24 protein-coding genes are annotated in these 19,160 nt (G+C 72.4%); 11 read left to right on the plus strand and 13 right to left on the minus strand.

The genetic code is table 11. From position 1 onward, the window contains the following. Positions 1-18: 18 nt before the first annotated feature. A complete protein-coding gene (locus tag BMZ92_RS23570) occupies positions 19-462 on the minus strand; it encodes an ATP-binding protein (protein ID WP_091511466.1) in 444 nt (147 codons plus the stop codon). Positions 463-787: 325 nt separating this feature from the next. Between BMZ92_RS23570 and BMZ92_RS23575 the strand changes: the two genes are divergently transcribed. Then, positions 788-1,153 carry an STAS domain-containing protein gene (locus tag BMZ92_RS23575; RefSeq protein ID WP_091511468.1) on the plus strand — a complete coding sequence of 122 codons (366 nt, stop codon included), beginning with the start codon at positions 788-790 and terminating at the stop codon, positions 1,151-1,153. 126 nt (positions 1,154-1,279) lie between these two features. After that, entirely contained in the window at positions 1,280-1,477 is a 198-nt protein-coding gene (locus BMZ92_RS23580; protein ID WP_091511470.1) for a hypothetical protein, read from the plus strand. 36 nt (positions 1,478-1,513) lie between these two features. Here BMZ92_RS23580 and BMZ92_RS23585 read toward each other — a convergent pair whose 3' ends face one another. Both BMZ92_RS23585 and BMZ92_RS23590 read right to left on the minus strand, forming a co-directional pair. Beyond that, positions 1,514-2,473, minus strand: a complete 960-nt coding sequence (locus BMZ92_RS23585) for an anti-sigma factor RsbA family regulatory protein (protein WP_091511472.1) — start codon at positions 2,471-2,473, stop codon at positions 1,514-1,516. Then, positions 2,470-3,273, minus strand: coding sequence for an MEDS domain-containing protein (locus BMZ92_RS23590; protein WP_091511474.1), 804 nt, complete (start codon positions 3,271-3,273; stop codon positions 2,470-2,472). The genes BMZ92_RS23585 and BMZ92_RS23590 overlap by 4 nt, the downstream gene beginning before the upstream one ends. Positions 3,274-3,325: 52 nt before the next feature. Here BMZ92_RS23590 and BMZ92_RS23595 point away from each other — a divergent pair, with 52 nt between their 5' ends. Next, positions 3,326-4,111, plus strand: a complete 786-nt coding sequence (locus BMZ92_RS23595; protein ID WP_091511476.1) for a DUF1295 domain-containing protein — start codon at positions 3,326-3,328, stop codon at positions 4,109-4,111. Here the strand turns inward: BMZ92_RS23595 and BMZ92_RS23600 are convergent. Genes BMZ92_RS23600 through BMZ92_RS23620 form a run of 5 tightly spaced genes read right to left on the minus strand, consistent with a single transcriptional unit; the run spans position 4,096 to position 10,357 of the window. Next, complete coding sequence (locus BMZ92_RS23600) at positions 4,096-5,694, minus strand: amidohydrolase (RefSeq protein ID WP_091511477.1); 1,599 nt, start codon at positions 5,692-5,694, stop codon at positions 4,096-4,098. The two genes, BMZ92_RS23595 and BMZ92_RS23600, sit on opposite strands and share 16 nt — an antisense overlap. A 17-nt stretch (positions 5,695-5,711) precedes the next feature. After that, positions 5,712-6,530 (minus strand): ABC transporter permease, encoded by an 819-nt coding sequence (locus BMZ92_RS23605; RefSeq protein WP_218153538.1) that lies wholly within the window; start codon positions 6,528-6,530, stop codon positions 5,712-5,714. After that, the gene (locus BMZ92_RS23610) at positions 6,523-7,449 is read right to left on the minus strand and encodes an ABC transporter permease (protein WP_091511480.1); all 927 of its coding nucleotides are present in this window, start codon (positions 7,447-7,449) and stop codon (positions 6,523-6,525) included. The genes BMZ92_RS23605 and BMZ92_RS23610 overlap by 8 nt, the downstream gene beginning before the upstream one ends. After that, positions 7,446-8,789 carry a M14 family zinc carboxypeptidase gene (locus BMZ92_RS23615; protein ID WP_177228841.1) on the minus strand — a complete coding sequence of 448 codons (1,344 nt, stop codon included), beginning with the start codon at positions 8,787-8,789 and terminating at the stop codon, positions 7,446-7,448. The genes BMZ92_RS23610 and BMZ92_RS23615 overlap by 4 nt, the downstream gene beginning before the upstream one ends. A 17-nt stretch (positions 8,790-8,806) precedes the next feature. Beyond that, positions 8,807-10,357 carry a peptide ABC transporter substrate-binding protein gene (locus BMZ92_RS23620; protein ID WP_218153539.1) on the minus strand — a complete coding sequence of 517 codons (1,551 nt, stop codon included), beginning with the start codon at positions 10,355-10,357 and terminating at the stop codon, positions 8,807-8,809. A gap of 151 nt (positions 10,358-10,508) precedes the next feature. Here BMZ92_RS23620 and BMZ92_RS23625 point away from each other — a divergent pair, with 151 nt between their 5' ends. Then, a complete protein-coding gene (locus BMZ92_RS23625; protein ID WP_091511487.1) occupies positions 10,509-11,018 on the plus strand; it encodes a GbsR/MarR family transcriptional regulator in 510 nt (169 codons plus the stop codon). A 22-nt stretch (positions 11,019-11,040) separates the two neighbouring features. Here BMZ92_RS23625 and BMZ92_RS23630 read toward each other — a convergent pair whose 3' ends face one another. Next, positions 11,041-11,769: a TetR family transcriptional regulator gene (locus BMZ92_RS23630; protein WP_091511489.1), complete on the minus strand. Its 729-nt coding sequence runs from the start codon at positions 11,767-11,769 to the stop codon at positions 11,041-11,043. Positions 11,770-11,859: 90 nt separating this feature from the next. Between BMZ92_RS23630 and BMZ92_RS23635 the strand changes: the two genes are divergently transcribed. From BMZ92_RS23635 to BMZ92_RS23645, 3 genes are read left to right on the plus strand one after another with little or no spacing between them, the layout of a single operon-like run. After that, the gene (locus tag BMZ92_RS23635) at positions 11,860-12,315 is read left to right on the plus strand and encodes a hypothetical protein (RefSeq protein WP_091511491.1); all 456 of its coding nucleotides are present in this window, start codon (positions 11,860-11,862) and stop codon (positions 12,313-12,315) included. 22 nt (positions 12,316-12,337) lie between these two features. Next, positions 12,338-13,120 (plus strand): class I SAM-dependent methyltransferase, encoded by a 783-nt coding sequence (locus BMZ92_RS23640; protein ID WP_091511493.1) that lies wholly within the window; start codon positions 12,338-12,340, stop codon positions 13,118-13,120. A gap of 53 nt (positions 13,121-13,173) precedes the next feature. After that, positions 13,174-13,533 carry a winged helix-turn-helix transcriptional regulator gene (locus BMZ92_RS23645; RefSeq protein ID WP_091511495.1) on the plus strand — a complete coding sequence of 120 codons (360 nt, stop codon included), beginning with the start codon at positions 13,174-13,176 and terminating at the stop codon, positions 13,531-13,533. Between the two features lie 369 nt (positions 13,534-13,902). On the opposite strand, the gene BMZ92_RS37505 is transcribed toward BMZ92_RS23645, so the two are convergent. Beyond that, a complete protein-coding gene (locus BMZ92_RS37505; protein WP_177228842.1) occupies positions 13,903-14,049 on the minus strand; it encodes a hypothetical protein in 147 nt (48 codons plus the stop codon). 150 nt (positions 14,050-14,199) lie between these two features. On the opposite strand from BMZ92_RS37505, the gene BMZ92_RS23655 reads away from it, so the two are divergent. Both BMZ92_RS23655 and BMZ92_RS23660 read left to right on the plus strand, forming a co-directional pair. Then, positions 14,200-14,613: a hypothetical protein gene (locus tag BMZ92_RS23655; RefSeq protein ID WP_091511500.1), complete on the plus strand. Its 414-nt coding sequence runs from the start codon at positions 14,200-14,202 to the stop codon at positions 14,611-14,613. Between the two features lie 23 nt (positions 14,614-14,636). Then, on the plus strand, positions 14,637-15,509 hold the full coding sequence (locus BMZ92_RS23660) for an NAD-dependent protein deacetylase (RefSeq protein ID WP_091511503.1): 873 nt from the start codon (positions 14,637-14,639) through the stop codon (positions 15,507-15,509). Between the two features lie 221 nt (positions 15,510-15,730). On the opposite strand, the gene BMZ92_RS23665 is transcribed toward BMZ92_RS23660, so the two are convergent. Both BMZ92_RS23665 and BMZ92_RS23670 read right to left on the minus strand, forming a co-directional pair. Continuing rightward, positions 15,731-16,732, minus strand: coding sequence for a zinc-binding alcohol dehydrogenase family protein (locus BMZ92_RS23665; RefSeq protein WP_091511506.1), 1,002 nt, complete (start codon positions 16,730-16,732; stop codon positions 15,731-15,733). 71 nt (positions 16,733-16,803) lie between these two features. Then, entirely contained in the window at positions 16,804-17,430 is a 627-nt protein-coding gene (locus BMZ92_RS23670) for a TetR/AcrR family transcriptional regulator (RefSeq protein ID WP_091511508.1), read from the minus strand. A 50-nt stretch (positions 17,431-17,480) separates the two neighbouring features. Between BMZ92_RS23670 and BMZ92_RS23675 the strand changes: the two genes are divergently transcribed. After that, the gene (locus BMZ92_RS23675; RefSeq protein ID WP_177228843.1) at positions 17,481-17,987 is read left to right on the plus strand and encodes a 2'-5' RNA ligase family protein; all 507 of its coding nucleotides are present in this window, start codon (positions 17,481-17,483) and stop codon (positions 17,985-17,987) included. 6 nt (positions 17,988-17,993) lie between these two features. Then, positions 17,994-18,413, plus strand: a complete 420-nt coding sequence (locus BMZ92_RS23680; protein ID WP_091511512.1) for an SRPBCC domain-containing protein — start codon at positions 17,994-17,996, stop codon at positions 18,411-18,413. Here BMZ92_RS23680 and BMZ92_RS23685 read toward each other — a convergent pair. Then, positions 18,410-19,159 (minus strand): enoyl-CoA hydratase-related protein, encoded by a 750-nt coding sequence (locus BMZ92_RS23685; RefSeq protein ID WP_245783210.1) that lies wholly within the window; start codon positions 19,157-19,159, stop codon positions 18,410-18,412. The genes BMZ92_RS23680 and BMZ92_RS23685 overlap by 4 nt on opposite strands. Between the last annotated feature and the right edge of the window lies 1 nt (position 19,160).

The raw sequence follows: 19,160 nt of genomic DNA on the forward strand, positions 1-19,160 counted from the left end.
CGGGACAGTCGCATCGGTTCAGCGGACGGGCAGCCGCTGCTCGGGGAACCCGTCGCGCTCGGCGTCCTGCCACGCGGCGGCGCTCGGCAGCGCGACGCAAGCCCACAGGGTCATGCCGCCCTCCTCCGCGCCGATGCCCCAGGCGGCCGTGCACGCCTCCAGCACGTGCCTGCTGGTGCGCGCCCGGCTCGGGGACATCGGCAGCGCGAGGTGCGGGGCGGAAACCGAGATCCGCAGGGACGGGCGCTGGTAGGACCGCGCCACCCGGACCGTCGCGGGGAGGTCGCCGTACTCACAGGCGAGGGTGCCCAGTTCGTCGGCCACCAGGACGGCGTCGATCACGTCGTCCTGCCCGCAGTCGAACAACAGGGCGCGGACCAGTTCCCGCATCCCGCCCAGCTCCGCGAGCCCGTTCAGGGTGAGCTGTTCGAGCCGCTCGCCGTACTGCCGCGCCACGGACATGGGGCCACCACCTCCGCTGACCTCGCCCGTCCTCCTGCGCTCCGGATACCCGCGGTCGCGACGCGGAAACGCGCGGCGACCTGGGGACGGCCCGCCGACAGGCCCGGAATCCGGGAGGTTAATGTAGGCCCGTCGTGGAAGTGCGAGCGCGTTTGCCGATCGCAAGATCACGACTGCACGGTTGAGCCCACAGCCGTCTTCGCACGCCTTCCCCGCACGGGAAGGCGTGTCAGGGGTGTGGGTTCGGCGCTGTCGTTCCCCTGCCTCGACCCGGTCCGCACATCCGATCCGCGCCGTCGAGGCGCCGGCACAGGGAGGTCTCCGCGTGACGCAGCCGCCCGTTCCCCACCCCGGCTCGCTGAGCCTGTCGACCCGCCGGGCCGACCCCGGCGTCGTGGTGCTCTCGGTGGCCGGAGACCTGGACATGCTCACCTCCCCGCAGCTGGCGGACTCCCTGCGGGAACTGCTGGACCAGCACCCGCGCACCGTCGTGGTCGACCTCAGCAAGGTGGACTTCCTCGGTTCGGCGGGTCTGGCGGCACTGGTCGGCGCCCACGAGCAGGCCGGGTCGCAGGGCAGCCTGCGCATCGTCGCCTCCGCGCGGGAGACCCAGCGCGCGTTCCGCATGACCGGACTCGACGAGCTGCTCGCGATCTACCCCACGGCCGAGGAAGCGCTCGCCGCGGACTGAAGGACGTAACGGCCGGGGTCCTGTGCCGATAACCGTGCAAGGACCCCGCCGGTGGCCCGGGCTCACCGGCCCGCCTCGCCGCGGTGGGGGTGCCCCTGCCCCAGACCCTGGCCGAGGTGATGCGTCGTGCACGTCCATTCCGGCGCCGCCGGTGCGCGGAACCGCCGCTGGTGGTGGCTGCTGTGCGCGCTGATCTTCGCCGCCACCGCCGGGATGCAGTTCTACCTGGCCGTCAGCATGGCGGCGTGGTGGGCCTGGACCGCGGCGGTGTCCTTCGTGGTGATCGCGGCCGCTTGTTTGTACGCCGCACAACGGCGGGTTTAGCGCCCGCTCCCGCTTCTCCGCGCGTGCCTAGGCGTCTCAGCCCGGGAGCCGCCCGGCGGTGAGCCGGACGACGAACTCCCCGTCCCGGCCGCGGCCGAACGTGACGTGGTCGCACAGCTGGTGCGCCAGCCACAACCCGAGCCCACCGTGGGGCGCCTTCGCCGCGGGCAGCAGGCCCGCGAACGGGTCCTCCGGCCCGTGGCCGCCGTCGGCCACCGTCACCACGCAGCGTTCGCGGGTGGACCAGCACCGCAGGCGCACCGGCGGCAGCCCGTGTTCGAGCGAGTTCGTGACGACCTCGCTCACGGCGACCAGGAAGTCCTCCAGGTCGTCGGCGCTCAGGTCGGTGCGGTTCGCCGCGAGCAGCGCGCGCCGCGCCTCGGCGGGCATCGGATCGCGCAGGTCGACGACCGGCGCCCCCGCCTCCAGCGGATCGGCTTCGACGAGGCGCGCCTCGCGCAGGAACGCCTCCGCCCCCGCGTAGGCGGGGCTGGGCCGGTGGGTGCCGCCGGGTTCCGCGCTGCGCGGGTGCGTCCTCGCGACGTCGGCGAGCACCGGCGCCGGCGTGCTCCGCGTGTCGTAGGCGCACATGCTCCACAGTGGATAGTCGTCGTAGGCCACGTTGATCGCGGCCTCGTACCGCGCCCACCAGTCCCACGTCGCGCCGAGGCCCTCGGGCGGGATCTCACCGATGATCCGGATCTGGCCGGCGCCCTGCGCCACGTAGTCGCGCAGCAACCGCTGGTACGACCGGATCGCCGCCGCCGGGCGCGCGTACACCGCGCCGCCGGACTGGTACACGATCCCGTCCACGTCTCCCAGCGCCTCCCGCAGCAGCCCGGCGTTGCGCGCGCCGAGCGAGACCACCGTCGGCTCCCCCGCCTCGACCCCGCCGAGCAGGAACGGGACCACGACGGCGAGCAGTTCCTCGTCGGAGGAGTAGTACACCGCCTCGTGGTAGTAGCCCTCGTACCCGGCCGCCGCTCCTGTCCTCATCGGGCCACCTCGACGCGGATGCCCTCGAGGCCGAGCAGCTCGACCAGCCTGGCGGGGCAACGCGACCGGCTGCGCAGCACGACCTCCGCGAACCCGCGCTCGCGCGCGTGCTCGGCGAGCGCGACGAGCGCCCGGTGGTCGACGAACTCGACCGCGCGGGCTTCGACGTACAGGCAGCGGCGCTCCGGCCGCAGGTCGGCGTGGGTGAGCGCGAGGGGCAGCAGCGCCCGTCCGGTCAGGTCCAGTTCCCCGGCGAGCGCGACCCCGTCGGACCCGGACGCGTACAGCCGGAACGGTGGCTCGGAGTTGCTCAGCGGGTGCAGTGCCGCGAGCTGGGTGAGGACGTCGTCCGGCACCGCGCCGCGGTCGTAGCCGCACAGCCCGGTGAACGGCCGCGCGGAGATCATCCGGTCGACGAGGTGCTCGTACCGGGCGAAGGCCGCGAAACCCTCGGGGGTGCGCACCAGCTCCGTCACGTCCGCCGCCACGCGGAACCCGGTGTAGCCGTCCCGCAGCGCCGCGTCGGCCGCGGCCGCGTAGCCCCGGACCTGCACGGCGGGATCGAGCACACGGGCGGCGTCATAGCTCTCGTGCACGAGCGAGACCTGGACCCCTTCCAAACCCCGGGTGAAGTCGTCGTGTTCGGTCGTCACGTACTGGACCCGCTGCCCCGCCGCGAGCCCGTCCGCGAGGAACTCCCGCACGACCGACCGGAACCCGGCGCGGTCGGAGTAGGACCAGCAGACGTGGTCGTGTGCCGCCAGGCCCCGCGCGGAGGTGACCGCGCCGACTCGTCTCACCGGAAGAGGGTAACCGGACGGCCGGGCGGGCGCACGTCAGTAGAGTGACGACGTGCTGGTCTGCGTGGGAATCTTCGCCGGGGTCGTGCTCGTGACCTGGCTGCTCTCGCTCGTGACGCGGGAACACTCCTGGGTGGACCGGATCTGGTCGCTGGTGCCGATCGTCTACGTCGCGGTGTTCGCGGGCCAGGCCGGGTTCGCCGACGCGCGGCTGGACGTCATGCTCGCGCTCGTCGCGCTGTGGGGCGCGAGGCTGACGTTCAACTTCGCGCGCAAGGGCGGGTACGCGCCGGGCGGGGAGGACTACCGGTGGGCGTTCCTGCGTGAGCGGATGAAGCCGTGGCAGTTCCAGCTGTTCAACTTCTTCTTCATTTCGCTGTACCAGAACGTGATCCTGCTGCTGATCACGCTGCCCGCGTACACGGCGCTTCAGCACCGCACACCGTTCGGCGCGTGGGACGCCGTCGTGGCCGTGCTGTTCCTGGCCTTCCTCGCCGGGGAAACGATCGCCGACCAGCAGCAGTGGAACTTCCAGCAGCGCAAGCGGGCGGGCCGTGAGCGGCGGCGGTTCGTGCAGACCGGGCTGTTCCGCTACTCGCGGCACCCCAACTTCTTCTTCGAGCAGGCGCAGTGGTGGGCGGTGTTCGCGTTCGGCGCGCTGGCCGCGGGCTCGCCCTGGCAGTGGACGGTCATCGGGGCCGTGCTGCTCACCTTGCTGTTCCTCGGGTCCACCCGGTTCACCGAGAGCATCAGCCGCAGCCGGTACCCGGAGTACGCCGAGTACCAGCGCACCACGTCCGCGCAGATCCCCTGGCGGCCGCGTCACAGCTCGCCGTAGACCGCCTCCCCGCCCAGCACCGTCGCCCGCACGCCGGCCCCCGCCAGCTCCCCGGGGGGCACGTCGAGCGGATTCCGTTCCAGCACGGTGAAATCAGCGAGCTTGCCCGGTTCCACGCTGCCGCACAGGTGCTCCCGGCGGCACGCACGCGCCGCGCCGATCGTCGCCGCCGCGAGGGCCTCGGCGACCGTCAGCTCCTCCCCCGGCCCGACGACGCGCCCGGTGTTCGAGCGCCGTTCCACCATGAACTGGATCGCCCGCAACGGCGCGCCCGCCACCACCGGGCGGTCCGAACTGGACGCGATCGCGACCCCGGCGTCGAGCAGCGCGCTGCCCCGGTACAGCCAGCCCGCGCGGTCCGGCCCGAGCACGTCGGAGTAGTCGTCCCCGTTGTCCCACAGGAACTCCGGCTGCAGGACGGCGGTCAGGCCGAGTTCGGCGAGGCGGGGCAGCTGGTCGTCGCGGACGAGCCCGCAGTGCTCGATGCGGTGCCGCGCGTCCGGTCGCGGCACCTTCGCCTGCGCCTCGGCGATCGCGTCGAGCGCGAGGTCCAGCGCGCGGTCGCCGATCGCGTGCACGGCGAGCTGCCAGCCCGCGGTGTGCCCGTCGAGGATCACCTGCCGCAGCGCGGCCGGGTCCTCCTGCAGCTGGCCGGCGTCGGTGCTGCCCACGTACGGTGCGGTGAGCGCGGCTGTGCGGGCCATGATCCCGCCGTCCAGCCACAGTTTGAGCGCGCCGATGCCCAGCGTCTCGTCGCCGAACCCGGTCCGCAGGCCGAGGTCGATCCCGCGCGTGATGCCGTCGTCCGCGTGCGCGGCCAGCTCACGCAGCCCGTCGGACGCGACCATCAGCTGCATCCGGACCGGTAGCCGCCCGGTCTCCCGTGCGGTCTGGTACGCCGCCACCTCCACCGGCGGCGTCGCGATGAGCCCGCCGCCGATCCCGGCCTCCGCGCAGGTGGTGATGCCCTGCGCCAGGCACGCCCGCCCGGCGCGTTCGATGGCCCCGACCAGTTCGCTCACCCGGTACGGCAGGCGCGCGCGGCGCACCGCGATCTGCGCGCGTTCGAGCATCAGCCCGTTGGGCTCGCCGTCGTCGTAGCCGACGTCCGCGCCCAACGGCCCCAGGTCGATGCCGTCCAGCACCACGCTGTTGACCACTCCCGCGTGCCCGGACGTGTGCTGCAGCCACAGCCGCCGCCCGTCCGCGACCGCGTCGAGTTCCGCGCGCGTCAAGTGCCCGCCGATGGGCCGCTGGTCGTAGCCGGTCACCTCCACCCAGTCCCCCGGCGCGGCCTGCGCGCACGCGCGCCTCAGCACCTCCAGCACCTCTCCGCGGTCACGCAGGCCCGTGATGTCGGTGCCACCCAGGCTCATCCCGGACCACACCATGTGGGTGTGCGCGTCGACGAACCCGGGCAGCACGGTCGCGCCGCCGAGCCGCACGGTGCGGCGCGCGGACAGGCCGGCCACGTCGTCGTCCAGCCCGAGGATCCGCCCGCGCCACACGCCGATCCGCGACGCCACCGGCCGCGCGGGGTCCATCGTGAGCACGTTCGCGTCCTCGATGAGCAGGTCGAGCACGAGGAAGGTCCTTTCCGTCAGGTCCGCCGGTCCAGCACGTCCCGCACCGCGTCGCCGAGCAGCATGAAGCCCAGCACCGCGACGCTCAGGAACGCCGACGGGAACAGCAGCAGGTGGGGTGCGGCCGCGAAGTCGTTGCGGGCCGCGGAAAGCTGGAGCCCCCACGAGATCGCGGGCGAGGTCAGCCCGATCCCGAGGTAGGTCAGCGAGGCTTCCGCGGCGATCACGCCTCCGACTGTAGTGGTCGCGAGGACGAGCACGGGCCCGATCGCGTTCGGCACCACGTGCTTCCGCATCAGGTCCAGGTCCCGCGCCCCGAGCGCCCGCGCGGCGTCGACGTACTCGAGGTCCCGCACCGCGAGCACGGTGGACCGCGTGACCCGCGTCAGCGTGGGCCAGCCGAAGACGATCAACACCAGCGAGACCGTCCACACGGAACGGTCGCGCAGCACGCCGAGCAGCACGAGCGCGCCCAGCAGCAGCGGCACGCCGAGGAACACCTCGGACAGCCGCGAGATCACGGCGTCGGCGAACCCGCCGTAGTACCCGGCGAGCGTGCCCAGCACGAGCGCGAGCACGAGGCAGCCGAGCGTGACCAGGACACCGACCGTGATCGACGCGCGGGCACCGTAGATGACGTTGGCGTAGACGTCGCAGCCCTGCTTGTCGAAGCCGAACGGGTGCCCGGCGCTCGGCCCGAGGTTGCTGACCGCGAGGTCGCACACCCGCGGGTCACCGTGCCCGAACCAGCCCGCGAACAACCCCGGGAACGCGGCGATCGCCGCCATCAGCACCACGATGACGGCGGCCACCACCAGCCGCGGCCGCCTAAGCACGGCGGATCCTCGGGTCGAGCACGCCGTACAGCAGGTCCACGACGAGGTTGAGCAGCAGGAACACCAGCACGAGCGCGGTCGCGACGCCGACCACGACGGCCCCCTGCCTGGCCCCGATCGACTGGAACAGCAGCTGCCCCACCCCCGGCAGGTTGAAGATGCTCTCGATGATCACCGTGCCGCCCAGCAGGAAACCGAGGTCCACGGCCAGGTACGTGACGGCGGCGGGCAGCGAGTTGCGCAGCACGTGCCGGGTCACGACACGCCGCCACGGCAGTCCTTTCGCGACGGCCGTGCGGACGTGGTCGGCGCCCAGGTTCTCCAGCACACCGGCCCGCACGAGCCGCGTCACCGACGCCGACGCGATCACCGCCAGCACCAGCGCGGGCAGCAGGTACCCCATCGGCCAGCCGTGCCCGGTCCCGGCGACGGGGAACAACCCGAGCCGCACGCCGAACACCAGCTGCGCGGTGTAGCCGAGCACGAACACCGGCACCGAGATCGCCAGCACCGACAGCAGCAGGATCACGCGGTCCAGCGTCCGGCCGCGATGCAGCGCCGCGAAGGTCCCGGCGACCAGGCCCAGCACCACCTCCAGCGCCCACGCGGTGAGCGCGAGCGTCGCCGTCACCGGCCAGCGCTGCGCCATCAGCGTCGCGACCGGCCGCCCGGTGAAGTCCGTGCCGAGGTCACCGGTGAGCAGTCCGCCGAGGTACCGGAAGTACCGCAGGAACACCGGGTCGTCGAGGTGGTAGCGGGCGCGCAGGGTGTGCACCACGCTGTCCGGCAGCGGCCGGTCCCCCGCCATCGCGCGGATCGGGTCGCCGGGCAGCACGTACACGGCGAGGTAGATGAGCAGCGTCACGCCGAAGAACACGAGCACCAGCTGGGCCAGGCGCGACGCGACGTACCGGGTCATCCGCTCAGCGCCACGGTCGTGGACAGGATCGCGCCGAGCTGCACCCCGACCAGCTTCGCGAGCGGGATCGGTTGCGGCATCTCGGCTTCCGCGAGCCAGCCGCGGTAGATCTCGTCGAGCCGGGCGAAGCCGCCGCGGATCGCCGGCGTGCCGTTGCCGATGCCGATCTCCGCGGCGAGCGCCCGCAGCAGCATGCCCCCGAACCGGATCCGCGCGGACTGCAGCCCCGACGTGGAGGCGAACTGCTCGGCGACGACGGCGGGCCGGTCGTTCTCCGGCAGCCGCGCCCGCGCGAGCTCGGATTCGGCGGCGTCCGCGAGGTAGGGCACGAAGGCCTCGGTCGCCCGCAGGAACGGCGAGCGCACGGTGAGGTCCGGTCGCACCGACTCCAGGACGCCCGACAACAGTTTCGCGGTCTCCTCCGTCCGCTTCCCCCGCTCGGCGAGCAGGGCGGCGTAGGAGATGTCCAACGGCGTGTGGTCGTCGGCCCTGGCGTCCGCCCAGTACGGCACTTCCGTTGCCAGATAAGCGGTTCCGTACCGGGCGGCGTAGGCACCGCTGGACGCGCCGCCCGTTCTCCGCGACGGGTCGAGGCCCAGTTCGAGCATGAAGTCGCACTCCTCCTCGGCGGTGAAGCCGCGGAAGACGCCGGGCGCGATCTGCTCGATGAACCCCGCCTCGCCCTCGCCGGTGTGCAACGGCAGGCCGAGGCTTTCCGGCAGCGCGGCGAGCTGCCGGTTGAGCTCGTCGGTCGTGTCGCTCAGGTAGTAGAACACCCCGCCGTACTCGCCGTTGTGCAGCGCGCACAACAACATCGGCTTGGTCTCGTCGAGAAGGCGCATCAACGCGACCGTCTCCGGCATCACCTTGTCGAAGAAGTTCCCCTTATACGCGAAGGGGAACGTCCACTCGACCTGCTCGTCGGGCGCGGGCCGGTAGAACGCGCGGCCGTAGGAGTCGAACGTCAGCGGCGGGGCGAACCACGGTTCGTTGAGCCGCGTGCCGTCGGGGTCCACGCACGGCACGATGTGCCACGTGCACCCCAGGTCCGCACGCAGCGCGTCGTCCTCGGTGAGCAGCTTCGCCAGGTGCACCGACGTCAGCCCGCCGACCGGTTCGTTGGGGTGCACCGCGGCGACCACCACGACGTGCTCCGGTCCACCGTGGACGGTCAGGCACCACAGCGGTTCGCCCAGCCGCGAGCTGCCGATGCGGCGCAGCTCGGTGTGCTCAGGGTGGTCGCGCGCGATCTCCTCGATCGCGGTGCGCAACGCGTCGGCCCCGGCGAACCCGGCGATGGGCGGCACCTCGGCGGCGAGCCGGGAAATGCGGTCGAACAAGGGTTTCGCGTCCTTCCTCAGGAGACGGTGATGCCGGTGAGGTCGAGCTCGGCCGAGCCGACCTTGACGCCGGAGACCCGCGGGCCGTACGCGTACACGTAGGCGTCGCTGAACAGCGGGATCACCGGGAAGTCCCGCATGATCCGCGCCTCGGCCTGGTGGTAGATCGCGGCCGCGGCCTCGGGCGTCGCAGCGTTGCCCTGTTCGATGAGCGCGCTCACCTCGGGGTTGGAGTAGTAGGACGCGGAGTACCCGACACCGGTCTCGGTGAACACGGAGGTGAGCACGTTCTGCGCGCTCGGGTACAGCGAACCCCAGTGCGCGCGGTACGGCCCGGTGATCGTGTGGTTGTCCAGCGCCGCGAGGAACTGCGCGAAGTCCGGCTGGGTGCGCACCGCGACCTGCAGCCCCAGGTTCTGCCGCAGCTGGTTGGCGATGGCCTCGAAGGTCTGCTCGTAGCCCACCCCCGCGGGCAGCCACAGCTCCAGCGTGCCGGAGAAGCCCCCGGCCTCGGTGAGCAGCTGCTTCGCCGCCGCCGGGTCGAAGGTGCAGTAACGCCCGCACGAGTCGGTGCCGCCGCCGATCGCGGTGTCCGGCAGCAGCGAGTCCAATGGCCGGTACATGCCCGCGAAGATCGCCTTGTTGATCGCGTCGCGGTCGATCGCCATGGACAGCGCCTGCCGCACGCGGATGTCGGCGAACCGCCGGTCCTGCGGGGGCAGCCCGAGGAAGTCGATCGCGACGGCGTCGTAGGTCACCACGCGGTCCGGGAAGTCGGCGCGCACCTGCTGGTACTTGTCCTGCGGGACCATGAACACGTCGACGTTGCCCGCCTGGGCGTCGGTGTAGGCGGTCGCGGTGTCGCTGTAGATCACGAAGGTGACACCGGCGGACTTGGCCTTCTCACCCTGGTAGGCGTCGTAGCGGGTGGTGGTGATGCGCCCGCCGGTCTCCCACTTGCCCTCCATCTTGAAGGGACCGTCGCCGATGGGCGCCCGGTCGAAGGCCTCGGGATCGGTGAAGGCGGCCTTGGGCAGCGGGTAGAAGCCCAGCATCGCGGGCGTGAGCTGGTACGGGAACTGGCTGTCTGGTTTGGACAGTGCGACGGTGAAGGTGAGGTCGTCGACCACCTTGAGCCCGGAGAGCTCCTTCGTGGCGGGTTGCGCGCTGTTGAGCTCGGCGTACCCGGCGATGCCCGCGAGCTGGCCGTTGTTGGCCCAGCCGTTGGGCCCGTAGGCCGTGGCGTTCCAGGCGTCGACGTAGCTGTGGGCGGTGACGGGCTCGCCGTTGTGGAACGTCCAGCCTGGACGGAGCTTGATCGTCCAGGTGGTGTTGTCCTGGCTGGTCACCGATTCGGCCTGGACGTACCGGAGCGAGCCGTCGTCCCCGAGTTCGGTCAGCGAGGCGAACAACGCCTCCACGATGTCCAGCCCGCCCGAGGCCCGGCCGGGCGTCAGGTGGTCGGGCTCGATCACGGCGACCGAGAACGTGCCGTCACCGGTGGCGGCGGTTCCGCCTCCGGAGCACGCGCTCGCTCCCAGAGCGACCGCCGTCAGTGCCGCTGCCATCCAACGCCAAGAAGGCCTCATGCCTTCCTCCTCCGTGCCGGGAGTGGTGGGGAATGGGAAGCAGTTCACACGAGCTTCAGCGACTGGTCAACACTGAACTGTGTTAACGTTCAGATACATTTGAACGTTCAGCTGGACTATCCTGTCCCGCATGCCTTCCGAAGACACCCTGGGCGAGGACCGCCGGCTGGCCTTCGTCGAGGAGATGGGCCTGCTGTGGGAGGCCGAGGCGCTGTCCCCGATGCAGGGCCGGGTGCTGGCCTACCTCATGCTGAGCAACGAGCCGTACTGCTCCTCCGCCGAACTCGCCGAGGCGTTGCGCGCCAGCAAGGGCTCCATCTCGACCGCGACGCGCGTGCTGGCCGACGCCGGTCTCATCCGCCGCGTGCCGGTGCCCGGTCAGCGCGGCCACTTCTTCCGCACCGAGGACGACGTCTGGGGCGCGTTCCTCGCGGGCGAACGGCTGCACCTGCGGCGGCAGCGCGCCTACGCCGAGGCCGTGATCGCCGAGCTGGGCGAGTCCGACGTGCGCCCCCGGCGGCGGCTGGTCAACATGCGGGACTACATGCGCTGGCTGGAGGAGCAGCACCACCGCACGATGCGCGAGTGGCAGGAGTACAAGCGCAAGCGGGACGAGGGCGGCGAGGGCACCGAGAGCTAAGGGCACTCAGTGCCACTCGGTTTCACTCGGCGGGCCGGAGCGCCGCCGAGATCTGCCGCACCACCTCCGACACCGGCGCCGAGGCCTCCAGCACCGCGACGACCGTCTGCCCGCCGGGCTTGACCGGCGGCGAGAACGCGTCCACCACGAGCTGGAAGGCCTCCTTCGCGGCGGCGTGCACGTCGTCCTTCCCGCCGCTGCGCAGCCACCGGCGCAGGACGTGGTTGTTCGCGGCGGCGACGGCGGCCGCCGCGACCGAGGCCCGCAGGTCCGCGGCCGGGTCGCCCGCGGCCTGGAAGCGCTCGCGCAGGTAGCGGGCGAACACGCGCTGGTACCGGTCGACGGTGGCGACCTCGCGGTCCCGCAGCGACGGGACGGATCTGGTGAGGGCGAAGCGTTTCAGCGACACGTCGGGGTCGGCGAGGTAGTGCTCCAGCACCAGCCCGACCGCCGTGCACGCGACCGCCACCGGGTCCTGGGTGGGCAGCGCCGTGGCCAGCGAGCGCTCGATGTCGCGGAGGACCTCCTCGTGGTCGGGGAAGATCGCGTCCTCCTTCGAGCGGAAGTACCGGAAGAAGGTGCGGCGGCCCACGCCCGCGGCGGCGGCGATCTCGTCGACCGTGGTGGCGTCGTAGCCCTGCGCGAGGAACAGGTCGATGGCCGCGACGGTCAGCGCGTGCCGGAGGCGGCGGCGGCCTGCCGTGGTGCGGCCGGCACGGGTGCGCGGCGGCTGCCGGGACTCGACGGACATGCCCCGAAGCTAGCAGGCGCGGTTGCTAAGGGCACTCAGTGCCGTTACGATGAGGACCAGTCCAGCGTCGGGGCACCGGGAGGTAGGCACATGAGCGTTCAGCAGGATCTCGCTTCCCCTCCGGGTTCCGGTGACGAGTACCGGCGCGTGTTCGGCTGGCCCGTGCGCCTGCACGACAACGGCCTCGAACTCGTGACGGGCTCGGGCATCGCCGCGGTCGTCGTCCCCCGGGCGCTGTCGGACCGCGTGCTCGCGGCGGTGGCGCGCCAGGGGTGCGAAGGCCCGGCGGTGTGCGTCCCGACGAAGCGCGGCGCCGTCGTGGTGCTGCTCGCGGAAGCCGACATGCTCGCCCCCTCCGGTGACGCGCTGCCGGAGGGCGTCCGCGTGCTGACGGCGGGCACGCCGGTCCGGCTGCCGTCCGGCCAGGGCCACGACCTGACGCACTGGCTCGTCGCGCCGGATCCGCGGCAGCGGTGGCTGCCGAGCCTGAACGCGGTGCTGGCGAGCATCCGCTCGGTCGCGCCGGTACGCCTGCCGCAGCCCTGAGGCACGCCACTACGGTGGCGGCGTGGGCGAGGACATCTGGGCCGGGCTGGCCGAGCAGTTCGTCGACGGGGCTTACGCCTCGGTGAAGGGCAGGGTGCGCACGTACGTGCTGCACCGGCACCTGCTGGACCACCTGCCGCCCCCGCCGGCCGCGGTCCTCGACGTCGGCGGCGGCGCCGGTCACCAGTCCTTCCCGTTGGCGCGGGCCGGTTACGACGTCACCTTGCTCGACTCCTCACCGGCGATGCTGGACCGTGCCAAGGAGCGGCTCCCGGAGGAAGCCCGGCAGCGGGTGACGTTCGTGCAGGCCGACGGTGAGCACGCCGACGAAGCGGTGGAGGGCAGGCGTTTCGACGCCGTGTTGTGCCACGGCGTGCTCGGCTACCTCGACCGGCCGGAACCGGTGGTCGAGCAGCTGTGCCGGTGCGCCGCCGAAGGTGGCATCGTCTCGATCATGACGGGCAACGCCGCCGCGACGGCCGTGCAGCCCGCGTTGGAGCGGCGGTGGGAGGACGCACTGGCCGCGTTCGACACGAGGACCGGCACCGGGGTGCTGGGCGTGCGGGCCCGGGCCGACACGGTCGACGAAGTGAGCGCGTTGTTGCGAGGTCACGGCGTCGAGCCGGTGCGCTGGTACGGGGTGTGGCTGTTCGTCGACTGGCTCGAATTCAGCGGGGTCGAGCCGGATCCCGCTGAGGCGGAGCGGATCGCGGCGGTCGAACTCGAGGCCAGCAGGCGGGACCCGTACCGGCAGCTGAGCCGCGTCTTCCACCTCGTCGGCCGCAAGGGCGCCGTACAACGCTGAGGGGCGGCTACTATCGATCGGGAAGTACTGGCCCCACGGAAAGGACCGCGGCGATGCAGACGTGCCCGACCGCCCGGCACGACCACCACGACGTCTACTCCGCGCAGTGCCCGTGCCGCGAGGTGCTGGACCTGCTGGCGAACAAGTGGTCCGCCCTCGCGATCGGCGCGCTGGAGGAGGGGCCGCTCCGGTTCGGGGAGCTGCAGCGCAGGCTGCAGGGCGTGAGCCCGAAGGTGCTCACGCAGACGCTGCGCCGCCTCGAGGAGCACGGGTTCGTGGAGCGGACGGTCTATCCGGCGGTGCCGCTGCACGTCGAGTACTCGCTGACCGAGCCGGGCCAGAGCGTCGCCGAACCCCTCGCCGCGCTGCGCTCGTGGGTGGAGTCGAACCTCGACAAGCTGCGCACGGCCTGAGGCGCGGGGGCATCGGGGCGCACCTCACCGACAAGCGGCGCCTCCGCCAGCACCGCCGGAACGCGCCCGCAACTCGCGCGCACCCACCGGCGCCCCTGATCACGGGCGGCCACCGCCGGAAATCCGCGCAACGCCAGCCGCCCCCGGCGAACCAGACCACCGCCCGGCACCGCCCTGCGCCCGCCACCGCCGTGCACGTCGCCACCCGCCCGGCACCGCCGTGCGCCACCGCCCGCGCTCGCCGCTCGGCACCACCGCTCGGCACCGCCGTGCGCCGTGCGCCATCCGCCCGCCACCACAGCGCGCAGCCCGCCGCCGTGCCGCGCAGCCCGCCGCCGTGCCGTGCCGCCAGGCCGCAGCCCCGAGGCGTCAGACCGCGGCGGCCATCTCGGCCTGTCCCGCGGCTTCCCCCTCGTTCCCGGGCCGCTCCTGCGCCTCGGCGGCCGCCTGCACGCTCGCCAGCACCGCGTCGAAGACGGGCGTCGGCTCCTGCGCTGACCTCTCCCCTACTGCCATACCCCGGATTGTGACCTCCCCGGCTCTCCCGCGCACGGCGAACAAGATCCACAGTGGACGCCGGGTGACGGGACTCACCGCCGGGTTTCACCGGTACGGGTAGCGGGTAGCCGCTGCTGTCCTACGTTGAGCAGCCAGCGGAGGTGTTCCATGGTCGCGCGCATTTCCCGCCCACCGGAAGAGATCAGGTTCGTACTGGACGGGCCGGCCGCGCTGGCGGTGTTGCGCAGACGAGTCCGGGACCTGCTGTCCGGCGTCGCCGAAAAGGACCTGATCGACGCGCTGCTCGTGGTGAACGAGGTGGCGACACTGGCCTGGATTTCGGCAGGCGGCCCCTGTGCCGTGCGGGTGCTGAAGCTGCGTGACGGGACGGCGCGCACCGAGGTGGCGTGCCCGGCCGAAGCCGCGTGGACGGACAGTGCCCGCCTCCTCCTCGACGGTCTCGCCGCCCGCTGGGGCATCGACGGCACCACGCTGTGGGCGGAGGTCGTCCTGGCCCCGCCCTGGCCGCGTGCCGCGCTCGAGGGTGACTTCCCCGCCGTGCCCGAACCGGATCCGAGCTGATCGCCGCGGCCTAAGCTGGTCGCGTGCGCACGAAACCGACGCTGACCTGGATCCCGACCGGCGAGCCCGCACCGAGGACCACGGACCTGACCGAGGTCGTGCGCGTCGTCGGGGACGGCGGCGTCGTGGTGCTCAGCGGCGCCGGCCTGTCCACGGAATCGGGCATTCCCGACTACCGGGGCGCCGAGGGCACCCTCCGGCGGCACACGCCGATGACGTACCAGGAGTTCGTCGCGAGCGAGGACGGCAGGCGCCGCTACTGGGCGCGCAGTCACGCGGGCTGGCGGACGATCGCCGGTGCCCGGCCCAACGCCGGGCACCACGCGGTCGCCGACCTGCTCGGACGCGGTTACCTGGCTGGGATCATCACGCAGAACGTCGACGGGCTGCACCAGGCGGCGGGCGCGAGGGACGTCGTCGAGCTGCACGGCAGCCTCGACCGCGTGGTGTGCCTCGGCTGCCGCCGCACCAGCTCGCGCGAGGCCCTCGACCGGCGCCTCGTCGAAGCGAACCCGTCGTTCCGGGCCGACGTCACGCGCGTGAACCCGGACGGCGACGCCGACCTCCCCGACGACGTCGTCCGCGGGTTCCGGCTCGTCTCGTGCGTCGCGTGCGAAGGCGTGCTCAAGCCCGACGTGGTGTTCTTCGGCGAGAACGTGCCGCGCGCCCGCGTGGACGAGTGCTACCGCCTGGTCGACGAAGCGAACGCCTTGCTGGTCCTGGGTTCCTCGCTGACGGTCATGTCGGGCCTGCGGTTCGTCCGGCACGCGGCGAAGGCGGGCAAACCCGTGCTGATCGTCAACCGCGGCCGCACCCGCGGCGACGAGCACGCCGCGGTCCGCGTGGACCTGCCACTGGGACAGGCCCTCACGACGCTCGCGGAACGCCTGGCCTAGGTTTTCGCAAGGCGCGGAGCCGCTTCCACCACCCGAGCAGCTGGCACCGCCGCGGGCTCGGCTCAGCCGCGCGAAGCGCGCCCGCTGTCAGTCGGCGATCCCGGAGCGAAGGCCCGCCTTGAATCGGCTCACCCGCGCGGAGCGCGCCCGTTGAGGGGGTGGCGGGAGACGGGTGGGGCCGCTACCCGCACCGGCCCGCAAGCCCGTCCCAATCCCCTGACCTACCGCTCGATCACGACCTTGCCGATCATGCTTCCCCGCTCCACCATCCGGTGCGCCTCCCGCACGTTCTCCGCCGTCAGCCCGCTCAGGCGGGTCGTCAGCGTCGTGCGCAGCTCGCCGGCGTCGACGAGCCGCGCGACCTCGTCCAGGAGCTCCCGCTGCGCGGTGCTCTCCGGCTCGTACAGCGGCCGCGTGAACATCAGCTCCCAGTGCCACGTCAGGCTCTTCGACTTGAGCGGCAACAGGTCCATCCCTTCGGGCTCGTCGATCGCCACGACCTCGCCCCGCGGCGTCAGCAGCTCGGCGTAGGCCTCGACGTTCTGCCCGGAGACCGGCGAGAAGACGTACTGGACACCGCCCGGCGCCACCTTGCGGACCTCCCGCACGAGGTCGTGGTGGTCGGCGATGTGGTGGGCGCCCAGTTCCCGCGCCCACTCGGCGGACTCCGGCCGCGACGCGGTGCCCACGATCTCCAGCCCGGTCAGCTTGCGTGCCAGCTGGAGGACCATCGAGCCGACCCCGCCCGCCGCCGAGACGACGAGCAGCGTGCCGGTGGCGTCCCGCCCGACGCGGAACCGGTCGAACAGGCCCTCCCACGCGGTGATCGTGGTCAGCGGCAACGCGGCGGCCTCGGCGAAGTCGAGGCTCGCGGGCTTGTGCCCGGCGATGCGGGAGTCGACGAGCTGCAGCCCCGCGTTGCTGCCCGTGCGGTTGATCGAACCGGCGTAGTACACCTCGTCGCCGGGCGCGAACGCGCGCACCTCGGTCCCGACCGCGCGCACCACCCCGGCGGCGTCGAAACCGAGGACCTTCGGCTCGTCCGCGCTGCCGAACCCGGCCCGCACCTTGACGTCGACGGGGTTCACCGACACGGCGCGGACTTCGACCAGCAGGTCGTGCGGTCCCGGCTCGCCGACCTCGATCTCGACGTCGACGAGCGCGTCCGGGTCGTCCACCGGGAGGCTGCGGAAGGAACCCACAGCGGAAGTACGTGTGCTCATGGCCCCGACGCTACGTCCGCACCGGTGGTTACCCGCAAGGCCAGCTGGTTACCGCGGGGAAAGCATGCAGGTCAGCGCGGCGCCGTCGCGCGCACGAACGTGGTCACGAGCTCCGCCGCGTACGCGTCGAGGTCCAGCGACTCCTCCGCCGCGTACGCCTCGGCCGCGCCGTCGATCGCGCTGGTGATCGTCCTGGCCATCACCGCGGGGGCGAACTCGCCGAACGCGCCCTCCCGCTGCCCCTGCCGCAGGAGCCGCTCGAACTGCCCGGTCTGGAAGTCCTTGAGCATCGGCCCGGCCATCCGCCAGCCGTCCGGGTCGTCGGCGTTGGCCACGACCTCGCGCAGCACCCGCACGCATTCGGGGAAGTCGCGCAGGAACGCGACCTCGGTCTCGATGTGCGCGCGCAGCATTTCGGCCCTGTCGGTGGTCCCGCCCGCCTTCTCCTGGAGGAACTTCTCCTTCATGCCCAGCACGGTGGTGACCACCGCCTGCATCAGCCCGGCCTTGTTCCCGAAGTGGTAGCCGATGATCCGGGTGCTGCTCAGCCCGGCGCGCTCCTTGATGCGCGCGAAGGTGGTCTTCCGGTACCCGAGGTCGGCGATCGCCGAGATGGTGGCCGACACCAGCTGCGCGCGCCGGGCCGCTTCGGTGACGCTGAGCCCGAGTTCCGGCTGGAGGTCCACTTCTACTTGCATGAGTACAAATTAACTCAGCCGAGTAACTCTGGCAAACCGATACTGATCTGGTGCCGCCTCTCGTGCTCACCCTCGCCGTCGACGATCCGACCCAGGCGGCGTGGGACGCGCTGCGGGAACGCTGGTGCCGCCCGGGGCGGCTCGTCGTGGGGGCGCACCTGGTCCTGTTCGGCGCCCTGCCCGGCGAGCACGGGGAAACCGTGCTGGCGGACCTGCGGAAGGCGGCGGCCATCCCGCCGTTTTCGCTGCGGGTGGACGGGGTGCGCCCGCTGAGCACGGGCGTCGCGCTGCGGATCCGCGCGCCCCGGCTCGACCGGCTGCACGAGCGGTTGCGGCAGCGGTGGCGCCCGTGGCTCAGCGCCGAGGACGACCGCCCGCTGCGGCCGCACGTACGCGTCCTCGACGACGCCTCCCCCGAGGAAGCGCGGCACGCGCTGGCCGTGCTGGCGGAGCTCTTCGAGCCGTGGGACGCGATCGGCACCGGCGTGGACGTGTGGGAGTGCGCGGGCGGACCGTGGTCGTTCCGCACCGGAATCCCGTTCCGGCCACTAGCGTGACCGGGCATGCGGATCCTCGATACGACGATCACGATCGGTGCACCACCGGAAGCCATCTGGGCGGTGCTCACCGACTTCGCCCGCTACGAGGAGTGGAACCCGTTCATCCGGCGAGGTGAGGGAGAGGCGGTCAACGGCAGCACGCTCACGCTGGACATCGAGCCGCCCGGTGAGCTCCGGCGCACGCACCGCCCGGTCGTGCTGGCCGCCGAACCGGGACGGCGCCTGGTGTGGCTCGGCCGGATCCCGGTCCTGCTCGCGGGACGGCACGAGTTCGTGCTGGAGCCGGACGGCGCGGGCACGCGGCTGCGCCAGCGGGAGGAGATGCGCGGTCTGCTGGTGCCGTTCCTGCGCCGGGTGCTGGACCACACCGAGGACGGTTTCGTCGCGATGAACCACGCCCTGAAACGGCGCGTCGAGGGTTAGCGCCCCGACCACCGGGGCGGGCGCCGCTCGAAGAACGCGGCGATGCCCTCGTGCCGGTCCGCCGAGCCGCGGATCGACTCGACCGCGCGCTCGGTTTCCGCCCAGCCGCGGCGGTCGTCGTCCGCCAGCTGGGCGGCCACGGCGCCGAGCACCGCCCGCACGGCCACGGGAGACGACGAGCAGATCTCCTCGGCGACGGCGAGTGCGCCCTCCAGCGCGTGCCCGGGTTCGGTGAGGCGGTTGACGAGCCCGAAGTGGTGCGCCCGCTCCCCGCTCAGCTCCGCACCCGTGATCAACAGCTCCTTCGCCACGTGCGGCGGCAGCGCCCGGACGGCCCGGAACAGCGCACCACTCGTCGGCACCAGACCACGCAGGGTTTCCGGCAGCGCGAAGCGGGCCGCGGTCGACGCGACGACGAGGTCGCAGGCGAGCGCGATCTCGAACCCACCGCCGAACGCGATGCCCTCGACCGCGGCCACGAGCGGTTTCTCCCGCTGCCGCCGGATCACGCCGTACTCGCCACCACGCTCGGTGCGGAAGTCCAGACCCGCCTTGAGATCCGTGCCCGCCGAGAACACCGTGCGCGTGCCGGTGAGCACGCCGACCCACAGGTCCGGCTCGTCGTCGAGGCGGTTGAGCGCTTCGTCGATGCCGAGCGCGGTGTCCACGTCGATCGCGTTGCGTTTCTCCTCGCGTTCGATGCGCACGACCAGGACCCGGCCGCGCACCTCCTGCCGCACCGCCACG

It is taken from the genome of Amycolatopsis sacchari (assembly GCF_900114035.1).
Taxonomy (GTDB): domain Bacteria; phylum Actinomycetota; class Actinomycetes; order Mycobacteriales; family Pseudonocardiaceae; genus Amycolatopsis_E; species Amycolatopsis_E sacchari.

Coding starts and splice junctions, on each gene's coding strand:
- BMZ92_RS23570 (WP_091511466.1), bottom strand. CDS start 462: ATGTCCGTGGCGCGGCAGTACGGCGAGCGGCTCGAACAGCTCACCCTG.
- BMZ92_RS23585 (WP_091511472.1), bottom strand. CDS start 2,473: ATGAGGACAGGAGCGGCGGCCGGGTACGAGGGCTACTACCACGAGGCG.
- BMZ92_RS23610 (WP_091511480.1), bottom strand. CDS start 7,449: ATGACCCGGTACGTCGCGTCGCGCCTGGCCCAGCTGGTGCTCGTGTTC.
- BMZ92_RS23620 (WP_218153539.1), bottom strand. CDS start 10,357: ATGGCAGCGGCACTGACGGCGGTCGCTCTGGGAGCGAGCGCGTGCTCC.
- BMZ92_RS23625 (WP_091511487.1), top strand. CDS start 10,509: ATGCCTTCCGAAGACACCCTGGGCGAGGACCGCCGGCTGGCCTTCGTC.
- BMZ92_RS23630 (WP_091511489.1), bottom strand. CDS start 11,769: ATGTCCGTCGAGTCCCGGCAGCCGCCGCGCACCCGTGCCGGCCGCACC.
- BMZ92_RS23635 (WP_091511491.1), top strand. CDS start 11,860: ATGAGCGTTCAGCAGGATCTCGCTTCCCCTCCGGGTTCCGGTGACGAG.
- BMZ92_RS23645 (WP_091511495.1), top strand. CDS start 13,174: ATGCAGACGTGCCCGACCGCCCGGCACGACCACCACGACGTCTACTCC.
- BMZ92_RS37505 (WP_177228842.1), bottom strand. CDS start 14,049: ATGGCAGTAGGGGAGAGGTCAGCGCAGGAGCCGACGCCCGTCTTCGAC.
- BMZ92_RS23655 (WP_091511500.1), top strand. CDS start 14,200: ATGGTCGCGCGCATTTCCCGCCCACCGGAAGAGATCAGGTTCGTACTG.
- BMZ92_RS23665 (WP_091511506.1), bottom strand. CDS start 16,732: ATGAGCACACGTACTTCCGCTGTGGGTTCCTTCCGCAGCCTCCCGGTG.
- BMZ92_RS23670 (WP_091511508.1), bottom strand. CDS start 17,430: ATGCAAGTAGAAGTGGACCTCCAGCCGGAACTCGGGCTCAGCGTCACC.
- BMZ92_RS23680 (WP_091511512.1), top strand. CDS start 17,994: ATGCGGATCCTCGATACGACGATCACGATCGGTGCACCACCGGAAGCC.